Origin of the sequence: Pseudomonas putida (genome assembly GCF_001976065.1) — a bacterium.
Taxonomy (GTDB): domain Bacteria; phylum Pseudomonadota; class Gammaproteobacteria; order Pseudomonadales; family Pseudomonadaceae; genus Aquipseudomonas; species Aquipseudomonas serbica.
This window is the reverse complement of the sequence record NZ_MNAH01000001.1, coordinates 568,119-591,310: the sequence shown is the minus strand read 5'-3', so window position 1 is coordinate 591,310 and position 23,192 is coordinate 568,119. Positions and strand designations below refer to the sequence as shown.

At 58.4% G+C, this 23,192-nt stretch carries 23 protein-coding genes; 3 read left to right on the top strand and 20 right to left on the bottom strand.

Going from position 1 to position 23,192, the window contains the following annotated elements; genetic code table 11:
- Positions 1-251 precede the first annotated feature (251 nt).
- Positions 252-788, bottom strand: a complete 537-nt coding sequence (locus tag BKX96_RS02725; protein WP_077182611.1) for a dihydrofolate reductase family protein — start codon at positions 786-788, stop codon at positions 252-254.
- A gap of 313 nt (positions 789-1,101) precedes the next feature.
- Here BKX96_RS02725 and BKX96_RS02720 point away from each other — a divergent pair, with 313 nt between their 5' ends.
- Complete coding sequence (locus BKX96_RS02720; RefSeq protein WP_077182610.1) at positions 1,102-1,920, top strand: lytic transglycosylase domain-containing protein; 819 nt, start codon at positions 1,102-1,104, stop codon at positions 1,918-1,920.
- 118 nt (positions 1,921-2,038) lie between these two features.
- Here the strand turns inward: BKX96_RS02720 and BKX96_RS02715 are convergent, their stop codons facing one another.
- From BKX96_RS02715 to BKX96_RS02695, 5 genes are all read right to left on the bottom strand, one after another.
- Positions 2,039-2,860 (bottom strand): energy transducer TonB, encoded by an 822-nt coding sequence (locus BKX96_RS02715; protein ID WP_077182609.1) that lies wholly within the window; start codon positions 2,858-2,860, stop codon positions 2,039-2,041.
- Positions 2,857-3,303, bottom strand: coding sequence for a protein TolR (gene tolR, locus BKX96_RS02710; protein ID WP_077182608.1), 447 nt, complete (start codon positions 3,301-3,303; stop codon positions 2,857-2,859). The genes BKX96_RS02715 and tolR overlap by 4 nt, the downstream gene beginning before the upstream one ends.
- 22 nt (positions 3,304-3,325) lie before the next feature.
- The gene (tolQ, locus tag BKX96_RS02705; protein ID WP_077182607.1) at positions 3,326-4,036 is read right to left on the bottom strand and encodes a protein TolQ; all 711 of its coding nucleotides are present in this window, start codon (positions 4,034-4,036) and stop codon (positions 3,326-3,328) included.
- A gap of 96 nt (positions 4,037-4,132) precedes the next feature.
- Positions 4,133-5,995 (bottom strand): phytase, encoded by a 1,863-nt coding sequence (locus tag BKX96_RS02700; protein ID WP_256721387.1) that lies wholly within the window; start codon positions 5,993-5,995, stop codon positions 4,133-4,135.
- A gap of 105 nt (positions 5,996-6,100) precedes the next feature.
- Positions 6,101-8,644, bottom strand: a complete 2,544-nt coding sequence (locus BKX96_RS02695; protein ID WP_077182605.1) for a TonB-dependent receptor — start codon at positions 8,642-8,644, stop codon at positions 6,101-6,103.
- 392 nt (positions 8,645-9,036) lie between these two features.
- Between BKX96_RS02695 and BKX96_RS02690 the strand changes: the two genes are divergently transcribed.
- The gene (locus BKX96_RS02690) at positions 9,037-9,951 is read left to right on the top strand and encodes a GGDEF domain-containing protein (protein ID WP_077182604.1); all 915 of its coding nucleotides are present in this window, start codon (positions 9,037-9,039) and stop codon (positions 9,949-9,951) included.
- A gap of 9 nt (positions 9,952-9,960) precedes the next feature.
- Positions 9,961-10,998, top strand: a complete 1,038-nt coding sequence (locus BKX96_RS02685) for an AraC family transcriptional regulator ligand-binding domain-containing protein (protein WP_077182603.1) — start codon at positions 9,961-9,963, stop codon at positions 10,996-10,998.
- A 274-nt stretch (positions 10,999-11,272) separates the two neighbouring features.
- Here BKX96_RS02685 and BKX96_RS02680 read toward each other — a convergent pair whose 3' ends face one another.
- The 14 genes from BKX96_RS02680 to BKX96_RS02615 all read right to left on the bottom strand — a co-directional run bounded on the left by BKX96_RS02680 (position 11,273) and on the right by BKX96_RS02615 (position 23,165).
- Positions 11,273-12,670: an IS5/IS1182 family transposase gene (locus tag BKX96_RS02680; protein WP_077182602.1), complete on the bottom strand. Its 1,398-nt coding sequence runs from the start codon at positions 12,668-12,670 to the stop codon at positions 11,273-11,275.
- A gap of 88 nt (positions 12,671-12,758) precedes the next feature.
- A complete protein-coding gene (gene fos, locus BKX96_RS02675; protein WP_077182601.1) occupies positions 12,759-13,169 on the bottom strand; it encodes a fosfomycin resistance glutathione transferase in 411 nt (136 codons plus the stop codon).
- 80 nt (positions 13,170-13,249) lie between these two features.
- On the bottom strand, positions 13,250-14,467 hold the full coding sequence (gene arsJ, locus BKX96_RS02670; RefSeq protein WP_077182600.1) for an organoarsenical effux MFS transporter ArsJ: 1,218 nt from the start codon (positions 14,465-14,467) through the stop codon (positions 13,250-13,252).
- A gap of 9 nt (positions 14,468-14,476) precedes the next feature.
- Complete coding sequence (locus BKX96_RS02665) at positions 14,477-15,481, bottom strand: ArsJ-associated glyceraldehyde-3-phosphate dehydrogenase (protein ID WP_077182599.1); 1,005 nt, start codon at positions 15,479-15,481, stop codon at positions 14,477-14,479.
- A gap of 23 nt (positions 15,482-15,504) precedes the next feature.
- Positions 15,505-16,017 (bottom strand): cyclin-dependent kinase inhibitor 3 family protein, encoded by a 513-nt coding sequence (locus tag BKX96_RS02660; protein WP_077182598.1) that lies wholly within the window; start codon positions 16,015-16,017, stop codon positions 15,505-15,507.
- A 12-nt stretch (positions 16,018-16,029) separates the two neighbouring features.
- Entirely contained in the window at positions 16,030-16,746 is a 717-nt protein-coding gene (gene arsH / locus BKX96_RS02655) for an arsenical resistance protein ArsH (protein ID WP_077182597.1), read from the bottom strand.
- Positions 16,739-17,812 (bottom strand): ACR3 family arsenite efflux transporter, encoded by a 1,074-nt coding sequence (gene arsB / locus BKX96_RS02650; RefSeq protein WP_077182596.1) that lies wholly within the window; start codon positions 17,810-17,812, stop codon positions 16,739-16,741. Before arsB ends, arsH begins: the two co-directional genes overlap by 8 nt.
- Positions 17,813-17,829: 17 nt before the next feature.
- Complete coding sequence (locus BKX96_RS02645; protein WP_077182595.1) at positions 17,830-18,300, bottom strand: arsenate reductase ArsC; 471 nt, start codon at positions 18,298-18,300, stop codon at positions 17,830-17,832.
- 27 nt (positions 18,301-18,327) lie between these two features.
- Positions 18,328-18,699 (bottom strand): metalloregulator ArsR/SmtB family transcription factor, encoded by a 372-nt coding sequence (locus BKX96_RS02640; protein WP_046815156.1) that lies wholly within the window; start codon positions 18,697-18,699, stop codon positions 18,328-18,330.
- Between the two features lie 8 nt (positions 18,700-18,707).
- The gene (locus BKX96_RS02635) at positions 18,708-19,121 is read right to left on the bottom strand and encodes an arsenate reductase ArsC (RefSeq protein WP_077182594.1); all 414 of its coding nucleotides are present in this window, start codon (positions 19,119-19,121) and stop codon (positions 18,708-18,710) included.
- 321 nt (positions 19,122-19,442) lie between these two features.
- Positions 19,443-20,798: an FAD-dependent oxidoreductase gene (locus tag BKX96_RS02630; RefSeq protein ID WP_046815154.1), complete on the bottom strand. Its 1,356-nt coding sequence runs from the start codon at positions 20,796-20,798 to the stop codon at positions 19,443-19,445.
- A 14-nt stretch (positions 20,799-20,812) separates the two neighbouring features.
- A complete protein-coding gene (locus tag BKX96_RS02625; protein WP_046815153.1) occupies positions 20,813-21,316 on the bottom strand; it encodes an arsinothricin resistance N-acetyltransferase ArsN1 family A in 504 nt (167 codons plus the stop codon).
- A 63-nt stretch (positions 21,317-21,379) separates the two neighbouring features.
- Entirely contained in the window at positions 21,380-21,877 is a 498-nt protein-coding gene (locus BKX96_RS02620) for a MarR family winged helix-turn-helix transcriptional regulator (RefSeq protein WP_046815152.1), read from the bottom strand.
- Positions 21,878-22,094: 217 nt separating this feature from the next.
- Positions 22,095-23,165 (bottom strand): flavin-containing monooxygenase, encoded by a 1,071-nt coding sequence (locus BKX96_RS02615; RefSeq protein WP_077182593.1) that lies wholly within the window; start codon positions 23,163-23,165, stop codon positions 22,095-22,097.
- Positions 23,166-23,192 lie beyond the last annotated feature (27 nt).

The window sequence follows — 23,192 nt, the reverse complement described above, 5'->3', positions numbered from 1 at the left end:
CGAGCCCCGTCCGAAGCGATGAATGCCGCAGGCGTGAAGAGTGAGGTATCCATTCGGACACTTTAAAACCCACGGGCGCTCTCTGATTGTGGCGGGAAATCAGTGAGGTTCTACCTTGTGCCGACGGTCCGCTTTGGGTCGATTTCTGCCCATCGTGACAGACAGTAATCGGCCAGAAACGGTCACACGACAGCACCGTGGACGAAATGCCCTTTCACCCTCGCCCTGGATCGGGCCTCCCCTCCGCAAGGTCAAGGAGTCAACTGATAGGTAGACTGCACCAGACCCGAAGGAAAGCTCCGGCTGGTTACCAGCCTCAATTCAATGTCCTGCGCAAGGGCCCCGAACAATGGTCTGCCCGACCCGATCAGCACGGGAACAGTGGTGATCACCATATCGGCGACTAACCCTTCACGCAGGAATGATTGCACCAACTGCCCGCCATCGACATAGACTCGACGCACGCCTTGCCTCGCCAGTTCCGCCAACAGGTCTGATGGCGTGAGGCTGGAAAAACGCACCTTGCCCTCCAGCGCCTCAGGCACCTGCGAATCGGCCAACTGTTGAGACAACACCACTACTGGCCGGTCGTAGAACCAGGTGTCGAAGGTCTGCACTTTCTCGTAGCTCCCCCGCCCCATCACGATCGCATCCTTGTCGGCGATGAAGGCCTGGTAGCCGTGATCCTCGCTCTGATCATCGCGCTGCAATAGCCAGTCGATGTCACCATCGGACCGGGCAATGAAGCCATCCAGACTGGTGGCGATGAAAACATGTGCAGTGGTCATTGGAGTCTCCCTATTTAGACGACGCATGGCTGACCGCAATGAGGACAGCGAAACCACTCTATAGATAAATGTCCTGGCTGGTTATCCAGGCTGCGGATAGAAACCCGCAAGCGTTACAGACGCAAATTGACTATTTACGAGCGGTTGAATCACAACATTGAGTTCGCTGCGGGAACGCCGGCAGCCCGTACGTCAACGCAAGTTCCAAGGCTGGCTACAAGGGGTATAACTGTCAGTACAACAGCCGGGTCACACAGGACAGGCCCTCCAGAGACAGCGCCCGGGCCAGGCGCCCTCGACGCGGAGCGATGTGATGAGTTGCAGAGCATGGCGATGGGCTCGCAAGAGCCTTCATGGCGGCATCGGGTTGACCTTGCTGGTCGCGCCACTGTGCGCCAGCGCCCTGTTCAGATGCCAGGACAGGGACGGCGCCATCAGCTACCACAGCCAGGCCATCGCCAGTGCCCGCTGCGCTCGCGTGAATGGCATGGCGAGCACCGGTGCCGGTGCCGGTGCCGGTGCCAAGGCTACGGCCCTGCCACGGCTTGTGCAGCGCGACGACTCGGGCGCGATGCGGATTCGGGTCTTCACCTTCATGCACAAGGGTGTTCGTCAATACGTGAGCCGGCGCCCCGTCGGGATCTCCGCACGGGTCGATGTGCTTGAGGTGTATTACATCAAGGGCTGCTACCTGTGCACGGCGCCGAAGGATTTCAAGGTCGCCTCGCTGCGCCTGGACACCCGCTCCTATCAGCGCGAGATCGAAGCCGCTTCGGGTCAGTATGGTGTCGACAGGGCGCTGGTGCGCGCGGTGATCCATGCCGAATCGGCGTTTCACCCCAACGCCATTTCCGAAGCCGGCGCCCAGGGACTGATGCAGTTGATGCCCGCCACCGCCGAGCGCTTCGCCGTGGACGACCCGTTCGACGCACGACAGAACATTCGTGGCGGCGTGCGTTACCTGGCCTGGCTGCTCAAGCGCTTCAACGGCAACCAGATGCTGGCGCTGGCAGGTTACAACGCCGGCGAAGCGTCCGTGGACGAGTACAACGGGGTGCCGCCCTACGCCGAGACGCAATCCTACGTCACCCTCGTGCAATCCTTGACCGAACGCTATCACAACCATCGCTAGTACCGCAGGGCGCATGCCTGCAATAGCCAATACGCCGGCCCCTACGTGATGGGCGGAAACCGCCCAGTCCTGATGATCCCGTCTATCTCCCCCCCTTCCCCACCGCGCCCGACAGGTCTCACTTGATTCTGAAGTGAAAGGTGTTGCGCACCGACGGCACTGCGACGGCCACACCATCGACGATGCGCGGCTGGTATCGGAAGGTTTGCGCGGCCGCCAGCGACGGACGAATGAACAAGGGGTGACACCCGTCCAGCACTTTAGGGTTTTCGATCTGGCCCTTCGTGTTGACGGTGTATTCGACGGAACAGTCGCCCTCGATATTTTTATCCAGAGCCCGTGCCGGATACTCTGGCGCTTCCTTGCTCAGTGGCAGGTACTGACGGCTGTCCGCTGCGGCTTGTTGGCGGGCGCGCTCGGTGCTCAGTCGGGACTGCTCTGCCTGTTGCGCTTGTTGTTGCGCCTGGCGCTGTCGTTCTGCGGCTTGCTCGCGCGCTCGAGAGGCCTGTTGCTGGCGTTGCTGTTCGGCCTGTTGTTCGCGCTGGCGTTCTTCGACCCGTTTGCGCGCCAGGGCAGCCTGTTCGATCTTGCGTGCCTGAATCTGCGGGTCGATCAGCGGTTTGGTCGGCTCGACCGGAACACTCGGTGTCACGGTTGCTGCAGCCGCGACCACAGGCTCGGCCACTGGCATGGGTGCTGGTGCTGACACAGGCGGCTGGACCGTCGGCGCCAACATCACCCACTGCGTGGTCATGACTTTCGCTGGTTTTACCGCTGGCACTTCGGGGGTCCAGTTGTTGATCAACAACAGCACAACGACGCCATGCAGCGCCACCGCCAGACCCGCCGCAAAGCTGTGCTGCCATAAGTCGCTGCGCTTCATCGAGGTCCATCTCCCGGTCGCCAGCGGTGCAGTGTCGTGCAGGATCATCGTGGTCATTGCGCAGCCTCGGTCACCAGCCCGAGGTTGCTGACGCCGCCCTGTTGCAACGCCGCCATGGCGGCCACGACACTGCCGTAACCTGCGTCGTTGTCCGCTCGGATATACACCTGCGTGTCCTGTCGCCGGGCGATGATCTGCTCGACCTTGGCGCGCAGTTCATCAAGACCCACGGCGCTGTCGGTCTGGTGCTCGGTGTCGAGTTCACCGCCGAGGTTCCAGTAATAACTGCCCTCGGCTTTCACCGACAGCGTGAGGATCTGCTGGCGCGTATCGTTGGCCAAGGCCTCACTGGCGACCTTGGGCAGCTCGATTTTCACGCCTTGGGTCAGCATCGGCGCGGTCACCATGAAGATCACCAACAGCACCAGCATCACGTCGATGTAAGGCACTACGTTCATCTCGGCCTTCGGCCCATGCTTGCGTTGCGGCCTGACTAGCATCTTGCCTCTCCTTGAAGTCCGTTCAGGCCGCTGTGGCCAGGTTCAACGGCGCGCCGTGCAACGTGCGGTGCAGGCGCACTTGCAGCTCATTGCCGAAGGCGTAATAACGCGTAAGCAGTGTCTGGCTGCGCGCCGCGAAGCGGTTGTAGGCGATCACTGCCGGGATCGCCGCGAACAGGCCAATCGCCGTGGCGATCAATGCCTCGGCGATACCGGGCGCGACTGTCGAGAGCGTCGCCTGCTGCACCTGCGACAGGCCGATGAACGAATTCATGATCCCCCACACCGTGCCGAACAGGCCGATGTAAGGACTCACCGAGCCGACCGTGGCGAGGAACTGCAGACCCTTTTCCAGACGCACTTCTTCTTCGCTGATGGCGACGTACAGCGCCCGCTCGACGCCTTCCTGCACCGCATCGGCGTGGTGACCGGCTTGCTGTTTCAGGTGGCAAAATTCTTGAAAACCTGCGCGAAAAACAGCTTCGATCCCGGCCTCCACATCCTTGACCTGTGCAGTTCCACGCAGCAACGACAGCAATTCCGGTGCACTGCGAAAGCGCTGCATGAAGCTGTTCAACCCGCGCTCGCGGCGGCGCAGCACACGGCTACGCTGGATGATCAGGTACCAGCTGAGCAACGAGGCCAGCAACAGCGTGAGCATCACGGCTTTGACCAATAGGCTGGCGTCGCTGATCAGCCCCCAGATCGTCATGTGTTCGAGCGTGGCCTGCATGGTGAAACTCCTTGTGGGTTGCGGCGCGACCGTTGATGCGCAACGGTCGCGAGGCTATTCGATGGAAATTTGATGACCGAGTGATGACGGTCCGGATCAGGGCAGCTTCAGGGCTTGGGCGACCTCGGCCCAGGGCACGAATTTAAAGTTCTGGGCTTGCTCGGGCATGCGTTTGCGGCCGTCCTGAACCACCAACATGCCGTGACTCCAGGGGCCACCGAGGTTGACCGAGGTCACCTCCAGACCATCGGTTTCCGACGCGCCGTCGATGCCCGCCGCCGCGTTCAAACCGACCCGGAACGCGCCGTGACTGGCGAACGGCGGCTCAGCGTCGAGCACCAGGTAGCTGTCGTTGCCCTGGCTGGACACCACCAGATAGTCCCGCCCCGCGCTTTGATACAGCGCCAGGCCTTCGACATCCGCCTGCAACTGCGCGCCGACCTTGATCACGCTGGTCAAAGTCGCCGGTTGATCGGCGCGCGCGTCCACGGCCCAGACCCCGACATCCTCTTCACCGAGAAACAGTCGTTGGCGCTGGTCGTCGGCGACACAGCCTTCCGGCTGGCTGTCGACCTTGAACTGGCGCACCAACTCTCCCTGGGCCCGGCCATTGACCGCACTGAGTCGGTATTGCAGGAAGGTGCCGTCCTTGTCGTTGGCAATCGCGTAGATCTCACCGCTGGCCGGTTGAAACAGGCAGATGCCGTAGATGTCTTTGAGCGGCGTGGCCACTTCGCCGATATCGCCCAGCTCGCCGGTGCTACGGTCGATGGTGAACAGGCTGAGGCTGTTGTGATCGCGGTGACTGGCCACCGCCAGGTCCACGGTTTGCTCGCCAAGCTTGAAGTTCGGTCGTACATCGACGTTGTTCAAACGCCCGACGGGCAACTCCTGGAGCAGTTTGCCTTGCAGGTCATACGCCAACAGGCCCTGTTTTTTATTGGTGCCAAGCACACGGCTCAGGGACGGTTGTTGCGGATGAATCCAGATCGCCGGATCGTCCGCAGCATCACCCTGACGGGCCACCGGATCGGTCTGGACACGCGCTGCCACGCTCGGCAACACCGGCGCCAGCGGAACCGGTCTGGCTTGCCAGTCGATCTGGCCCTGGTACACACGCCCGTCGGCATCGTCGCGAATCAACACCTGCAAACCTTGGTCGGTGTTACGCAGGGCGAGGCCTTCCGGTTCCTTGAGTCCGGACAATGGCAAGGTTGCCTGGGCCGTCCAGCGCTCGCCCTGCTGCTGGTACAGTTTCAGTTGCGCCGCTTCCGGGTCGAGCCCGACAACGCCACCGGGGACCAACGCCAGCGCACCGGCAGCGCCTTTGATATCGCCGAAGGGGTCACGCATCGCCACGGGCGTGCGGGTCACATCGGCTTCTGCGTGAGCCGGGTACGCCCACCAACCGACGTTTTCTTCGTTGACGACCAGTTGGTGCGCAGCGTCATCGACCTGACAAAACTGTGCCGACGGCGGCAGCGGCACGGTGCGGACCTTTTGTGCCCCGGCGTTCAGAACGTTGCCGTTGCCCAGCAGCCATTGCTCACCCTTGCCCTCCTCACCCACCAAAAATACAAACAGGTTGCTGGCGTCGTCGCGGTACAGGCACAGGCCATTCACCCCGAAGTCTCGCGTCGGCAAGTACAGCGGCGTGCCCCACGTGCGCCTGGCCGTATCGAGGCCGACCACCAATGCTTGCTGGCGACGGGTGTCGAGGCTGGCGACAAACGCCTGCTGCGCGGTGGCGCGGCTGTCGAGGCTGCTGAATGAACCCTTCATGCGTGCCAGTTCGGCGCCTTTGGCATCCAGCAGCAGCAAGCCATCACGAGGGCTGACCGCCAGGCGTTGATCGGCGGACAGGAACGCCAGTTCCTCGACCTTGAGGTTCGGCGCCCAAGGCGTGAGCGTCAGGCCAGGCGTCGCCGCCAGGGCCTGGTCAGCGGCCAGGCTTATCATTGCAGCCAGCAGCCAATGTGTGTGTCGCAAAGAAATAGTCATGAACAGGCAAAGTCCTTGTCGTGCGTCCATCGCGACGGCAGCACCGGGCTGCCGTCCCGGCGTTTAGAAATGGGTGAAAGTCAGGCCGAGCTTGTAGGTCGGGCCGTACTCTTCGTATTGGCCGTTGTAGGAGCGGTGGCCGGTGTAGACGAAGTACGACTCGTCGGTGAGGTTTTGCGCCTCGAAGCTCACTTGCAGGTTTTTCGTCAGCGAGTAGCGCGCACTGAAATCCACGAAGGTCTGGGAATCGACGTGCAGGTCGTGGGCCTTGTCGTTGATAGGGGCCAACTCGTAGAGGTAGTCCGACTTGTAGTTGGCCGACAGGCGCAGGCTGATTGTGTCGTTTTCCCAACCGAGCATCAGGTTGCCGACCGTGTCCGACTGATTCGGCAGATCGATGCTGCGCTTGAGGTTCGTACCACTGGTGGCGTCGAAGCCCTTGATCTCGGCGTCGGAACGACTGAAGGTGGCGTTAGCCCCGACCAGCAAGCCGTTCCAGGGCGCCGGCAGCCAGTCGAACTGCTGCGAATAAGCCAGTTCCAGCCCGTACAGTTTTGCGCTGTCACCGTTGGCAAAGGTGTGGGCTTCGGCAAAGTCCACCCAGGCGCCGGTGCCTGCCAGATCGGTGTTGTAGACGAAGTTCTTGATGTCCTTGTAGAACACGAAGGCCGAGACCGTGCCCGCACGTCCCATGAAGTGCTCGATACCGAGGTCGAGGTTGCTCGCCTCCAGCGGATTGAGATCAGGATTGCCAAACGTCGCCTCGTCGCCGTCGATGACAAAGCCCGGCGCCAATTGACCGAAGGTCGGGCGCACCACGGTCTTGGTCCAGGCCGCACGCACCTGAGTGTTCCTGTCCAGTTGGTAACGCGCATGCAAGCCCGGCAACCAGTGGTGATATTTACGCTTGGTGTCGGTGGCCTCGAACTCGCCATCGTTGACGCCGGTGCCTTTGGCATCGAAATCGGTGCCCTCGTAGCGCAAACCGGCAATGAACCGCCAGTCGTCGATGTCGAAGGTGTTCATCAGGTAACCGGCGTTGATGTCCTCGCTCATCTTGAAGTCGTTGACCGCCGATTCGACTGGATCGTAGAAGTCGTCCCGGTCCAGCCCGCCGATCAACTGCTTGATCGCACTGCCACTGATGCCCGGCCCGAACTCGCCGAGGCGGTAATCCACCGAGCCTTTGCGGAACTGGCTGAGGTTGAGCTGTTCATCGTTGAACCCCAGGTCGTCGAAGTCTTCGTAGACCCAGGCGTCGAGGTCGTTGTCCTTGTTGCGTCGGCTGACCTTGCCGCCGAACTTGACCTGCGCGGCGTACCCGTTGAGGTCGTAATCCCGGGCCAGGTCCAGGCGCAGGTTTTTCTCGGTGTCGGTGGTGTTCTGTTTTTCCCAGTCGACTTTATCGAGGGTGAAACTGTTCGGGTCGTAGAAACCTTGCCCAATGATCGGCCGTGGCTCGCCGTTGCTATAAAAGCCGCTATCGGTGAAATCGTCATTGGCATCGAACGCCGCGTTGGCGATGTGGCCGGGGCTGTCTTCACTGGAGCGGCTGTAACCAGCCTGGCCGCTGAGGGTCCAGAGACCGAACAGGCGTTCACCGCCCAACACGTAGGACTGGATTTGCTGGGTCTCTTCACGCTGCTTGAGCTTGCGCTTGCCTTGCGCTTCGCCCAATTCACCGGGCGCCTGCGGGTCGGCGAACTCGATGCTGGTGGCGTTGCGGGTCTCGCTGTCCTTGTAACGGCTGTACAAGGTGCGCAGGTAATAGCTGCTCAGGTCATCGGGCTTGTAGTCAAAGTTCAGGCCGCCGCCGGTGCGTTCCCGGCTGATGTCGTAGTCGCGTTGTTCGAACTCTTCCAGGCGGGCACCGCGCTGGAAATCCCAGGCACCGCCGGTTTCGACGTTGTCCGAACCGAAGTCACGCTTCTGCCAGCTCAGGGCTGCCGCCACGCCGAAGTTATCGATACCGTCGCCCAGGCTGAAACGGTCGCTGGCCGCGCCGGAGAATTTCGGGCTGGTCTGGTGGGTGTTCTTGTCGTAACTGGCTTCACTGCTGCCGGTGTAAAACAGCCCCGGGTGATCGAAGGCCGACAGGCTGCGGACATCGACCGTACCGCCCAGGGAGTTGGCATCCATGTCCGGCGTCAGGGTCTTGATCACCGACAGCGATTGCACCAGTTCCGACGGCAACACATCGAGGGCCACGGCGCGGCGTTCACTTTCCGGCGAAGGCACCAGCGTGCCGTTGATGGTGACGCTGTTCAGGTCCGGGCCCAAACCACGCACGCTGACAAACCGCCCTTCGCCCTGATCACGCTCGACACTGACCCCCGGCAGGCGCTGCGCCGCTTCGGCGACGTTCTCGTCGGGCAACTGCGCCATGCCATCGGCATGCACCACACTTTCGATGTTATCCGAGCGGCGCTGTTCCTTGAGCGCCGAATCGATGCTCGCCGCCTGACCGATCACTTCGACATGCTCGACATTGGCCGTGGCGTCTGCCGCGCTCAACCGTTCACTGACCAACGCCATGGTCAACGCCGTGAGCGTGAAACTGAAGATTGCGCCGGTGCCGCGGCGCGGATGACTGCTGCGCTGGTACATGAATGCCCTTCCCCAAAGAGTCCCTCAACGCCAGGCAAGTGGCCCGGCAAGTGGGAGGGCAAGCTAGGCACGGGGCGTGACGGTTCTGTGACAGCACCGGGCGACAAGCCCTTTAAACCGCCTGTTTGCCGGGAATCGGGGGTGGGAATGAGCTGAAATGACCTGCTGGCAATACAGTGAGTCAGCCTGACCTGCTGTTGGATGTGCCCACACCCTTGCAGGAACGCCGTTCGAAACACGCAAGCGCTCATGGGAACGCGCGGCGCAGCGCTGAAAACACAATTCACGGTGAGCTGATTCGACCTCCCCCTTACTTTCGTGCCTCGTCACCCGACTGTCATAAACATCTGCTGTGCTGGCGCGCATCGCTTCCTCATCCAAGGACCGCCGTCATGTTCTCAGTGCTCAAGCCCCACCGTTGGAAACTCACCGTCCTGCTGCTGGCGGCCAACCTCGGGTTGCTGCTGCACCTGGCATGCGGCGATCTGAAAGCCGTCAGTGAGTGGGTCTGGCTGGACATCATTGGCGAAGGCGGCTCGGCGCTGCTGGCCTTGGTCTGGCTGGGGCTGGTGCTCAAAAGTCGCCCCGCTGGACGGGTCACCAACTACCTGGCGCTCGGGCTCAGTTGCATCTTTTTCTCCTGGTGGATCGACAGCCTCGACGAGTTCATCCGCCTGCCCGACAGCATCACCTGGGACCACTGGCTGGAGTCCGGACCGATGCCGGTGGGCATGATTCTGTTGACCATCGGCATCTATCACTGGCATCGCGAACAACTGGCGATCAGCGCACAGATGGAGAAACGCGAGCGGCTGTTTCGCGAACACCGACTGTTCGACAAACTCACGCCGCTGGGCAGTGCCGACTACCTCAAACGGCAACTGGTCGACAGCCTTGGCGAAAGCATCAGGCAACAACAACCGCTGTCGCTGCTGGTACTGGATCTGGACAACTTTGCCTCAATCAACCAGAACTTCGGACACGCCGAGGGCGACGCCGTGCTGCAGGCCCTGAGTCATTTGCTGCTGCTCAATCTGCGCCGTCAGGACCTGCTCTGCCGTCTGGCCGGCGACCGTTTTGTGGTGCTGCTGCCCAACACCGGCGAGCGTCAGGCGCAGCTCCTGGCGCAGGAGCTGCAACACGCCGTGCACCGCCTGGCGCACAAGACCCGCCAACATGGCGAACGCCTGCAACTCGCGGCCAGTACGGCGGTGGTGATGGCCCTCGACGAGACGCCCGAAGCCCTGCTTAAACGCCTGAACCTGGCACTGTCGCGGGCCAGGCAACCGCTCGCCAAAAGCGCCTGAGGCCCGGCGATGACCGTCAAAACCACCTGGTACGAAGCCGACAGCCGTTTCATTCCCGGGCATTACCAACCCGCCACCCTGATCGATCTGGCGTTGTCCCGGGATATCGACAGCCATCGCCTGCTACGCGGCACAGGGTTGTTCCATGTCGATATTCTGGCGGGCCAGACTCGCCTCAGCCCGCAGCAGTTTCTGCAACTGATCGGCAACAGCCGGCGCCTGCTGGATGCCGACGACAGCAGCTTCCTGTTCGGCCAACGGTTATTGCCTGGGCACTATGGCGCCGTCAGCCACGCCTTGCGCCACGCGCAAAACCTGCACCAGGCCCTCGACTCGCTAGTGCAGCAACAGGCGTTGCTCAGCCCGTTGGCCACGCCGCGCCTGTTGCTCGATGAACAGTTCGCCTATGTCTATTGGCTGGACAGTTGCGGCGCGGGCGAGCAATGGCGATTCCTGCTGGAAGCGAGCATGACCTCGCTGGTGGCCATGAGTCAGTGGCTCAGCGGCCGCCGCCTGCCGTGGGTGTGCAGCCTCAGCCATGCCGAGCCGCGATACGTCGAACAGTATTGGGTGCACCTGGGCGAAGACACCCAGTTCAAACGGCCGCTGGACCTGATGCGCATCCCGAGGGAATACCTCGCCCAACCCTGGCCCAATGCCTCAGCCACCGCCGGCCAGGTCGCCCGCCTGGAAGCCATGGGGCAAATCGAACAGCTTGGTTTTGCGCAGAGCTTCACCGACTGCCTCTACAACTACTTGCTGGAAAAGGTGCGCCAACCGCCGAGCCTGGAACAAGCCGCCCAGTCCTTCGCCATGAGCCCCGCCACCCTCAAGCGCAAACTGCAAAAACACGACACCGGGTTTCAGCAGCAAGTGGATCGCGTGCGCAAACAGGTGGCGCTCTATCTCTATCAAGTCAAAGGACTCAGCAACGAAGAAGTGGCCGACTACCTGAGCTTCAGCGATGCAGCCAACTTTCGTCGCTCATTCAAACGCTGGACCGGCAGCACACCGAACCTGATCCGCCAGTTGTTCAGCATGGGTTGACCCGCGGTTTTTACCTCTTTGATGTTTTTGTCCGTTGCCGTGGCATAGCGGTTAAGCCAAGCCGATTGACCGCTTTGGGTCGACTTCTGCCTCTCGCGACGGGTAGAAAACGGCTGATTCTGTTGAAAAAGTCGGATTTTCAGCTCGCTTGAACTCAGGCACGACCGCCACCGGAGAACCTACTCACCACATTGAGTGGTTTCTCGGCCTTTCGTTGACCTTTGCTGCTCTGTTAATGGGTTAGTTTGAGGTTTTTTGCTTCGTGCAGGCGCACCTATCCCATAGAAGGTGGCCCTTCAAATGCAAGTTTGGCCAGCCGTCGCAGGTTCTGTACCGCGGCCGCCAGCGTGAACTCATCGGACGCGCCACTCATGCCACGTAGTCGCAAGCGATCCAGTTTCAGGATGCGCTTGAGGTGGGCAAACAACATTTCGACCTTCTTACGTTCGTGGCGAGAGCGCACGTACTCAGGCGTCGCCGCGACGCGTCGAGCCACATCACGCGCGGCTTCATGGACGCTGCGGACGATCTTGCGAATCGAAGTGTTCGGGCAGCACTTGGCTTTCATCGGACAGGCTACGCAGTCGGTCTGCCCGGAGCGGAAGATGATGGTGTTAGCTTTTGTGACGTGCGAACGCTCGTTCTTGAAGGCTCGCCATTCGCTGCGTAATACGTTGCCGGCTGGGCAGCGGTATTCCTCAGCCTCTTCATTCCAGTGGAAATCGTTACTCGAAAAGCTGTCGTTCTTGCGCTCAGTTTTGTCCCACACCGGCACATGCGGTTCGATGTCTTTTTCCTCCACCATCCAGGCCAGCATCGGCGCTGTACCGTAAGCAGTGTCGCCAATGAGGCGTTCCGGCTTGATGTCGAACTGCGCTTCGACCCGATCAATCATCGTCTTGGTGCTCTCGACTTCTGCGGTTCTATGAGCCGGTGTGGGTTCCACCTCCATGATCACGCCGTGCTCGGTATCGATGAGGTAATTCGTAGAGTAAGCGTAGAAAGCTGGGCCGCCTGGAGCAGCGGTCCAGCGGTCCAGCGGTCCAGCGGTCCAGCGGGCCTGAGGATCCGTCAGCGACAGGCGCTTGGGTAGCGTTTCGGCCAAAGCCTCTTCATCGAGGGCTTCAAGGTACTCACGCACGGCGCGGGTGCTCAGGGTCGGATCGCTCCAGTTGACCTGTTCATCACCCGGTACGCCGCGCTGCCGACTCGCATCCGCTTTGATGATGCTGGTGTCCACGGCGAAGCCTTCGCCCTTGATCAGGCCTGCGTCCATGCAACGACGCAGCACTTCATTGAACAGCCAGCGAAACAGATCGCTGTCCCGAAAACGGCGGTGTCTATTTTTGGAAAAGGTCGAGTGATTGGGGACTTCATCTTCAAGGCTCAACCGGCAGAACCAGCGATACGCCAGGTTCAAATGGGCCTCTTCGCACAGCCGCCGCTCTGAGCGAATGCCGTAGCAATAGCCCACGATCAGCATGCGGTTCATCAGTTCGGGATCAATCGACGGACGCCCAATCGGGCTGTAAAAATCGGCGAGGTAATGGCGCAAGTCGCTCAGATCGAGACACCGATCAATGCTACGCAGAAGGTGATTGGCGGGGATGTGATCTTCAAGGTTAAACGAGTAAAACAGCCGTTCCTGCCCACTCGATAACTGTCCCATCATGCTGCGTGCTTCCCTGCTGGCCAATGTAGAGATTTTGCCGCAGGCCAGATAGCAGAGCTACTTTTTCAATAAAATCAGACGAAAACGGTCAGTCAAAAAACTCCATACCTGCATACGGATGGCGCCGACATTGCTCAAGCCTTGAAGCGAGGCTGCCTACATGCACTTCCAGACGATGCCCATCGGGATCCGAAAAATAAAACGAGTTACCTTCGCTCGAATTGGACTTCCACTCAATAACGTTACGAAGCCGCAAGTAAGCGGTGACTTCTTCAAAATCATCCTGCCCCACCGAAAACGCATAGTGGGTGTAATCAGGCTGTTTTTCCGCCACACGGCTCTCATCGAGAGACAGACAAAGCCAGAGATCACCGAGGGAAAGATAAGCCCCCGTCTCCCAGCGGGCAGCCAATCTAAACCCGGGTAGAGCCACATAAAACTCAATGCTGCGAGAGAGGTTCACAACCGCCAACGTAAAATGATTCAAGCCAGTCAACATGAGCATCTATCCAGAATCAGTCCACGAGAACGGTTGAGGATATCAACATCGACTTTTTCAACACAATCGGCCAAAAGCAGTCATTCACCTGCGTGACGAGGCAATGCAATCGAAATCAAAGCTGCAAGCAGCACAAATGCACTCGATATCCATAAACACGCACCCAGCCCATACAACTGATAAACCCAGCCAGAGAGCACTGTGCCGATAAGTCGCCCCAGGGCGTTCGACATGTAATAAAAACCCACATCAAGCGACACTCCATCCTCCTTGGCGTAGGACACGATCAGGTAGCTGTGCAGCGACGAGTTCACCGCGAACAGCGCGCCAAAGACCATCAAACCGCCGAGCAGCACCATCTGCTGCGACAAACCAGTGTTCAGCCCGAGAGCGATTGCCGCAGGCAAGCCTGCCAGTGCTAGTGCCCACAAAAATGCCGCACGACCATCCGGTACGCGTCCACGTTTCTTACCGGTGATGTTGGGCGCGAAGGACTGCACGATGCCGTAGCCAATCACCCAGGCCGCAAGGAAGCCGCCAACCTCCCAGAAGTCCCAGCCGAACACGCTGCTCAGGTACACCGGCAAGGCCACCACAAACCAGACATCGCGGGCACCGAACAGGAACATCCGCGCCGCTGAGAGGATATTGATTGCCCGGCTCTTGGACAGGATGTCGCGAAATTTGGGCTTGGCTTTGGCCTTGCCCAGGTCCTTCTTCAACAGAATCAAGCTGCTGATCCAGATCAGCGCCAGGACACCCGCCATTGCCAACAAGGCGCCTTTGAAGCCGATCAGTGCCAGCAAGGCCCCGCCAAGAAAGAAGCCGACACCCTTGAGCGCGTTCTTCGAGCCGGTGAGGATTGCCACCCACTTGTAGAGCTTTCCCTGTTGCCCATCCGGAACAAGAAGCTTGATGGAGCTTTTGGCGCTCATCTTGTTCAGGTCTTTTGCAATCCCCGACAGCGCCTGTGCGCCCATCACCCATGGGATGGTTAGCCAAGCGACAGGAACCGTCAGCATCAGCAGCGCCGCGACTTGGATGCCCAGCCCGATGTTCATGGTTCGGTTCAGGCCCAGCCGGGCGCCGAGGTAGCCACCCACCAGGTTGGTGATCACGCCAAAGATTTCGTAGAACAGAAACAACGCCGCGATTTGCAGTGGGCTGTAGCCCAACGCGTGAAAGTGCAACACCACCAACATGCGCAAGGCACCGTCGGTGAGGGTGAAGGCCCAATAGTTGCCCGTGACGAGCAAGTACTGCCGCACTTCCGGAGCGAGGGCTGACAACGCTTTCATGACCGCTCCTTAGTCCGCCAGACTGACCAGTTTGGCCAGTTCGACGGCGCGATTGGCATAGCCCCATTCGTTGTCGTACCAGGCATAGATCTTCACTTGAGTGCCATTGATCACCATCGTCGACAGTGCATCGATGATCGATGAGCGCGGGTCGGTGCGGTAGTCGATGGACACCAACGGACGCTCCTCAAAACCGAGGATGTCTTTCAGCTCGTTCTCGGAGGCGTCCTTGAGGAGTTGATTCACCTCCTCAACAGTGGTGGCACGCTCGACTTCAAAGACGCAGTCAGTCAGTGAAGCGTTGGCCAGCGGCACGCGTACGGCGTGGCCGTTCAGGCGCCCACGCAGCTCTGGGAAGATTTCGGCAATCGCGGTGGCCGAGCCGGTGCTGGTCGGGATCAGGCTCATGCCCGAAGCACGCGCACGACGCAGATCCTTGTGCGGTTGATCGAGAATGCTTTGGGTGTTCGTCAGGTCGTGGATAGTGGTGATCGAGCCATGACGAATGCCCAGTTTCTCGTGGATGACTTTCACCACGGGCGCTAGACAGTTAGTGGTGCACGAAGCGGCGGTAACGATGCGATGTTCAGCCGGTTTGAACAACTGATGGTTGACGCCCATGACGACGTTCAACGCCCCTTTTTCCTTCACCGGCGCGCAAACCACCACACGCTTAACGCCCTGATCCAGGTAGGCTTGCAACACCGCCACGGTTTTCATCTTGCCGCTGGCCTCGATCACCAGATCGCAACCTGACCAGTCGGTGTCGGCAATCGCTTTGTTAGCGGTCACCTTGATGCGCTTGCCGCCAATCACCACCTGATCGCCTTCTGCGCTGGCTTCGTGGTGCCAACGGCCATGCACCGAGTCGAAGTTCAGCAGGTGCGCATGGGTCGTCGCGTCACCCGCTGGATCGTTGATCTGCACGAATTCGAATTCTGGCCAGCCCCAGGCTGCTCGCAACGCGAGGCGACCGATCCGACCGAAACCATTGATGCCAACTTTGATAGTCATGTTGTTGTGCTCTGTATCTGTTGTCAGTGGGAGTTCGACTGAGTGTCGAACTGGCCGATGTATTCGATATGGGCAGGATGCTGGATGGCCCGCGGACGCAACGACTGAACATCGCGGATGGCATCGCTGAATGGCACACCGCTCTCGATCAACAGTTGAGCCGCGATCAAACCGGTACGACCCGATCCGCCCTTGCAATGGATGGCAATGGTTTTTCCTTCGGCCAGCAGCTGCTTAAGTCGTGGATGGTGTTGTTCCCATGCGGCTTTAAATGCTTCGCCAGGCGCTTGATCATCTTCTACTGGCAGGTGAAACCACTCGATGCCGAGCATTTGGCACTCTTCGGGCAGCAGGTCGATCTCGTTCTGAAGCAACTCCTCGGTCGGCATCAGCGTCAGCAACGCCGATGCGCCCGCATCCTTAAGTGTTTGCAACGCCTCGAAAGGCCTGGTGCCCTTCGTGCCTGGGCACGGGGTGAAGATCAATTGGCCATTGAACTGAGCCAGCGGCAGTACGGAATAAGGGTGTTGTTGCACGGTGAAAAATCCTCAAATGGAGCGCTGATTGACACGTCTCATGAGTTCTTCCGCTGACTCTTTGCGTTCGGAATAACGATCCACCAGGTAGTCCTGGCGGTCGCGAAGCAGCAGCGTGAATTTCACCAACTCTTCCATCACATCAACGACACGGTCGTAGAACGGAGAAGGTTTCATCCGGCCGTTATCGTCGAACTCCATATAGGCCTTCGGCACGGAGGACTGATTGGGGATGGTGAACATGCGCATCCAACGTCCCAGCACGCGCAGCTGATTGACCACGTTGAACGACTGCGAGCCACCGCATACCTGCATGACCGCGAGGGTTTTGCCCTGGGTCGGGCGTACCGCGCCCATCGCCAGTGGCACCCAGTCGATCTGCGCCTTGAAGACCGCGCTCATCGAGCCGTGACGTTCCGGGGAACACCAAACCTGCCCCTCGGACCACAGCATCAGCTCGCGCAGTTCCTTCACACGGGGGTGATCGTCGGGAGCGTCGTCTGGCAGCGGCAAACCGGACGGATTGAAAATCCGCGCCTCGGCGCCGAAGTGCTCCAGCAACCGAGCGGCTTCCTCTACCAGCAACCGACTGAAGGAGCGCTCACGGGTCGATCCGTACAGCAGCAAAATGCGCGGCTTGTGGATGGAGGTCTTTTCGATACCGAGTTTGTCTGTCGATGGGAGATCAACCAGTTCGGTAGCGAGTTGGGGGATATGGTCATCAAACATAGTCATTGTCCTGCGCAATGGCGCTCTTGGATTCATCGAACCAGCGGCGTTTCAGCCAAAGGGCCACACCGACCAGGGAAATCAGTACCGGTACTTCCACCAGCGGACCAATCACCGTGGCGAAAGCGACCGGGGAAGCCAGGCCGAAGGTGGCAATGGCCACGGCAATCGCCAGTTCGAAGTTGTTGCTTGCGGCTGTGAAAGCCAGTGCGGTGGTGCGCGGGTAATCCGCCTTGAGCAGCTTGCCCATCCAGAAACTGATGAAAAACATCACAACGAAGTAGATTGTGAGCGGGATCGCGATACGCAATACATCCAGCGGCAATTGCAATACCACGTCACCCTTTAGGCTGAACATGGCCACGATGGTCAACAGAAGTGCCACCAGCGTTAGCGGGCTGATTTTTGGAATGAAGCGCTCCTGGAACCAAGCTTCGCCTTTACGGGCGATGAGGATCTTGCGGGTCAAGAAGCCGGCCAGGAACGGCACACCCAGGTAGATCAAAACCGACTCGGCAATGCTGACGAAGCTGGTCTCAATCACACTACCTTCCAGCCCGAACAGCGGCGGCAACAGCCCAAGGAAGACCCAGGCATACACGCTGAAAAACAGGATCTGGAAGATGCTGTTGAACGCCACCAGCCCGGCGACATATTGATTGTTGCCACCTGCGATCTGATTCCAGACCAGCACCATCGCGATGCAACGCGCCAACCCGATCAGGATCAGGCCCGTCATGTATTCCGGCTGGTCCCGCAAGAAAATGATCGCCAGCGCGAACATTAGTACCGGTCCGATGACCCAGTTCTGCACCAAAGACAAAACAAGGATGCGCTTGTCCTTGAAGACTTCCGGCAGCTCCTCATAACGAACCTTAGCCAGAGGCGGATACATCATCACGATCAAGCCGATAGCGATGGGGATGTTGGTTGTGCCCACAGAAAGACTGTTGAGCCACTGCGGCCAGCCTTCGAACAGGCTCCCCAAACCGATGCCCAACGCCATGGCGAGAAAAATCCATAGAGTCAGGTAACGGTCCAGGAAGGAAAGGCGGCTTTTACTCATGATCATTGCTCCTGTGATTACAGCGTGCCAATCAGGGCCAGCTCTGCCTTGAGCTGCTCGGCACTCAGTTGGGATAGCGGTAAAGCCAGGAAGGCTTCAATACGGGTTTTGATCTGCTCCAAAGTGGCTTCAAAAGCCGCCTCAATCTCTTCTTGAGTTCCGTGGTATTCAGAAGGGTCAGCCAGCCCCCAGTGGGCTTTGGTGGCGGGTCCAAAAAATACCGGGCAGGCCTCACTGGCAGCCTTGTCGCACACCGTGATGACGAAATCAGGAGCCAGGTTCACATGGACATCGCTGGACTTACTGAACAGCCCGAGCGTCGACATACCAGCGTTTTCCAACGTCTTGAGACTCAACGGATGCACTTCACCTTTGGGCTGACTGCCCGCGCTGTAGGCTTTCATGTCTTCCGGTGCCAAGTGATTGAAGACCGCTTCATAGAGGATGCTGCGACAGCAATTGGCAGTGCAGAGGAACAGGATTTTCATCGAGCGTTCTCGTAGTCGAAGGCGGAATCAGGCGATTTTGCTTTCACAGCACACGACTGCCCGTTCAGGACGGTCACCCATTTCATCAAGGCGTTTGGCATCAGGGCTCAACCAGTGCTTGTTGCTTTCCAGCACGGTGGTCAGCACTTGATGAACCCAATCAGGGAGATTCGGGTGCAGTCGGTAATACACCCATTGGCCTTGCCGACGGTCCGACAACAGGCCGCAAGTACGCAGTTGCGCCAGGTGCCTGGAGATTTTTGGCTGACTCTCGTTCAACGCGCAGGTCAGCTCGCAAACACAAAGCTCTCCTTCACGAGTGATGAGCATCATCGTGCGGACCCGAGTGTCGTCAGCCAGGCATTTGAAAACAGTGGTCGGTGTCAGATGGTCAGCCATATCGTTTCTCAATGTTTGTTTTTGACCAAGACGAACATCTTGATGCGCTCATGAATTTCGTGAAGGGTGTGACGGAAGGCATCGGGTTTGGTGCTGGTGACCGGGTCTTCAAAACTCCAGGCCAATGCCTCACCCGCTCCAGGTAAAGACAGGCATTCCGCTGCGGCTTTATCACACAAGGTGATGACGTAATCGAAACGCTCACCACCGAACTCGTCTATCGACTTGCTACGTAATCCTTCGGTGCTCACACCGATGTGTGAAAGCGACTCGAAGGTGCGCGGATCTACCTGAGTTGGGGTTGTGCCGGCGCTGAACGCCTCGAAATGCTCCGAATCGGTATGCCTCAGCAACGCTTGGGCCAACTGGGAGCGTGCAGCGTTGGCAGTACAGACGAACAGGACACGGGCTTTGCTGGCCATTGTGAAGCCTCAGCTCATATGCGGTTTAACGAATATATGTTTTTCCGCATGCAAGGTAAAGAGCCAGCGACCCATGAATCCATCAAAACGATTGGACCCCGCCAAGCACCTTCAATGAAAGCTGTGTATTACGGCGCTAGCCAGCCTTCCGTGTCTCTTCAAATATCTGCGGCGGTGTATATATGGTTTCTGTAATGAATCTGTCACTCACGCAGAAATAGGTCGCTCCTTGGTTCAAGGACTACCTGGACGTGCAAAAGAAAATAAGAAGGTCGCCCCTAACCAGCCCCGGTCATCGAGGGCGGGTTCGGTTGCTGCGCACTAGGCTTTGCAACAACCCGGCGAGGTACGAGGCGCGGCCTCAAGGATTGTCTCTCCGGTGCCACAATAAGACGTCTGACTTGCCGAAGCCTTCAAGCGATCATCGACTTCATCGAAATCCGAGTTGCAAATGCCCGTTTCCGGGAGGATCAGCTCAACCCTTTTGGCCGCACCCCAATCACCCGCCAGCGCCGCGATGACAGAGCGAACTTGCTCATACCCAGTCATCAACAAGAACGTAGGCGCCCGACCATAGCTCTTCATTCCAACAATGAACAAACCTTCCTCAGGATGGGCAAGTTCTATCGCGCCATGAGGTCTGACCGTACCGCAGCTGTGCTCGTTGGGATCGATCATTGGAGCGAGCAACACTGCGCTTTGAGTTGCGGGATCAAGTGCGATTCGCAACTCGGCGAGCAGGCTCATGTCAGGTCGGAATCCAGTCGCCACAATGATTTGGTCCACAGGTGGAAGTATCTGGTCTCCCGCCTTCACAACCAACCCTTGGCCATTGCCTACAACCTGATCGATAGCGACGTTTTTGAACAGCTCGATCACGCCGTCACTTAGCAATTGGCGAATCTTCAGGCCGAGCTTTCCGCGCTCTTCCAATTGATCATTCGCACCACCACCCAGAATGCGCTCAAGAGAATTACCCCGGATCGCCCAGAGCACTTTGGTTTGCGGTGCCTCCTGAATCAGACGCACCAGATCCTGTAGGGCGTTAAACGCGGAGTGACCACCACCCACCACCAGCACTCTTTTGTTGGCATAGCGATTCCGCGCACGACCCAGCACCTGCGCAATGCCATACTCGATGTGTTCCGCATGCTCGATCTCGCCCAAGGCTGGGATGCCATGGGCGCCCATCCAGTTTGGTGTCAGGTAGGTGCCCGAGGCATCAATGACAGCACTGGCCAGCACATTTTGTTCACCCGCTGACCCTGAGACACGCAGTAAAAAAGGAGCTGCTGATCTGCCCTGAGTCTTCATCACATCCTGACCGACGCGAGTGGCTGCCAGAACACGGGTATTGAGCTGCAAGTGACGCTTGATCTGATCGAGGTCCGCGAGAGGTCGAACAAAGCAATCCAGCAGTTCACGGCCCGTTGGATACTCGCTCTCCGGTGGTGGAGTCCAACCATCGGCCAGCAAAAGTTTGGCCGCCTCCTTGTCCACATTGAACTGCCACGGAGAGAACATCTTCACATGCGCCCATTTTTCAATGCTGGACCCCGCTTTCGGGCCCGCTTCCAGAATCAGCGGCGTGAGACCTCGCGCCAGCAGGTGAGCAGCTGCCGCCAGGCCCACTGGACCGGCACCGATTATGGCGACGGGAAGGTGAGCGTTTTCCATGATCAACTCCTTCTTCAGGTTGGCTGATTGTTCGGGAACAGACGCTCGACAATCGCGCAGTCGAGCCAGCGTCCTTCAAGGCAGGCGTGTTTTTCATACACCCCAACTTGGCGGAAACCGCAGGTTTCGCACAATGCGAGGCTGGCGTGATTGAAGGTGAAGATGCGTGAAAGGACTTTCCAGAATCCGCGAACTTCGGCTTCTTTCAGCAGTGACTGAAGTAACTGTTTGCCGAGTCCCTGGCCGCGAACGCTGCGGTCCAGGTAAATAGAAAAATCCGCAATGCCGTCGTAACAGGCACGAGCGCGATAACTACTGAGCCCAGCCCAGCCAACAACCTGATCTGTCTCGTCGACCATGACCAACACTGGAAAACGCTCCATTGTTTTGATGCGATCAAGCATGTCTGCCGGGCTTCGAGGAGTCGTTTCAAACGTAGAACTGCGCTCCTCGATCCCCCTGTTGTAGATGGCAGCTATCGAAACAGTGTCTTTCGGTTCAGCTAAACGAACTCGCATCGTTGGAGCCCCATTACGTTGGCAGTAACAACATTATTGGCAAAAAAGGGAAATTTTTCCCTTTCAATCCTTACTCTTCACGGCTGGGCAGCACTCACTCACGAGCCCGCAGCGAATCTCCGTGGCCCGCGTAATCTGCCTCAGCAAACTCAGTGCTCCCTGCCTGGCTTCAGCTGACAGGTTCTCAATCATCGCTCGCTCCTCAGCTATCAGGTCCGCTCTGATTTTCGCGTATAGCTCACGTCCAGAATCCGTTGCCTGAATTCGCACCGCACGCCGATCCTCATCATCCTCAACGCGGGACACATACCCTTTGCGCTCCAGGGTATCTATCACTCGACTCGCCGTACTCTTGTCCAAGAACATTTCTTGCGCCAAGACCTGAAGGCGCAATGCGCCCCTTTTAACCAGCGTTTCGACGGCATAGCACTGGGTCACCGACACGTCGTAACAGCAGATCCGATCTCGATCACGGAACTGATGGACGCGAACCAACTGGTTCAACGCCTCGTACAAGTCCTCGGAATCCTGAGTGAGCTGATCGATTTTTCGCTTCGTCATAACCGTCACAAATTAGTTGTTAGGTGCAACAGTAATCCTGATTTCCCGAAATCGTCAACACCGATCTCTCGATTGACGATAGCCAAAGGAAGGCGTTAGCTTGTTGTCACTGACAACAAAAAATGGACGCACCGGTTGTGACACTTCCAGAGCAGATTCATCCTCCGATCAATCGCTCCAGGCTCGTATGGGCCATGGGTTTCACCCAGATTCTGCATCAAGCGAACACTGGGGCCGATGCATTGTGAATGAAGCGCATCAAGCCAGGAATGATGTGAGAAGCATCCGGCCCAACGCCTCTAAGGGTTGCCGAAGCAAAGTTGCGCTGCTTCGGTAATCCCACAAAATACAAACCCGGTACATGCTCCGCTTTCCCGTTGCGTTGGGTGAGGCTTTCATTGCCCGCCACGTGCAGACCTGCCAAAAAACCAAGGTTCGGACGAAACCCGGTCGCGAAAACCAAACTATCCACGTCAGTGTGCTGCCCATCAGCCCAGATCACGCCCGTTGACGTTACCTCCGTGAACATCGGCTTGCGCTCAAAAAGTCCCTGCTTCATGGCTCGACGATAGTTACCATCATCCAGTACAGGGGTACTTTGATCATTCAGCCAACGAGTCTTCTCCATCCCTGTCCACTTGAGCCAAGCATGAAAATCCACACCGAGGATCTTTTGCGGAAAAAACCGAATCGATTCCCTTGTCGCCAATACGACGCTGCTGACTTGAGCCAACTCATGGGCAATTTGTACAGCTGAGTTGGCAGCACCTATGACCACTACTCGTTGATCACTGAAGCCGTCGACATTTCGGTAATCAGCACTGTGTAAACGTTGCCCGCGAAAACTCCCCAGCCCCTGAATGTCAGGGATGAACGGCTGGTTGAATCCGCCAGTGCAAACGATCAACGCTCTTGAGCAGAAACGCTGACCATCAGATGCCTGAAGCAAAAAGAGTCCATCCTCCCTACTCACTCTCTGGACTCGTATGTTCTGCCGAATGGGTAGCTGGAAAGCGTCCGCGTAATGCTCCAAATAACGTACGACTTCATCGCGTAGCGGATAGTGCTGAGCTTCCGCTGGAAAGGGCATCCCAGGTAAAGACGAGTAAGCAGCAGGAGAAAATAATCTCAGGTTGTCGGAGTAATTGCGCCAGTTTCCACCTGGCTGGCTCTCAGCATCCAATATGAGAAAACTGAGATTCTGCTGCCGCAGATGCCAACCGCACGCGAGCCCAGCTTGGCCCGCACCAATAACGATGACATCCGTGGGCTCATTAATTATGTTCATGCGTGCGCACTCATGCATATATTGAGA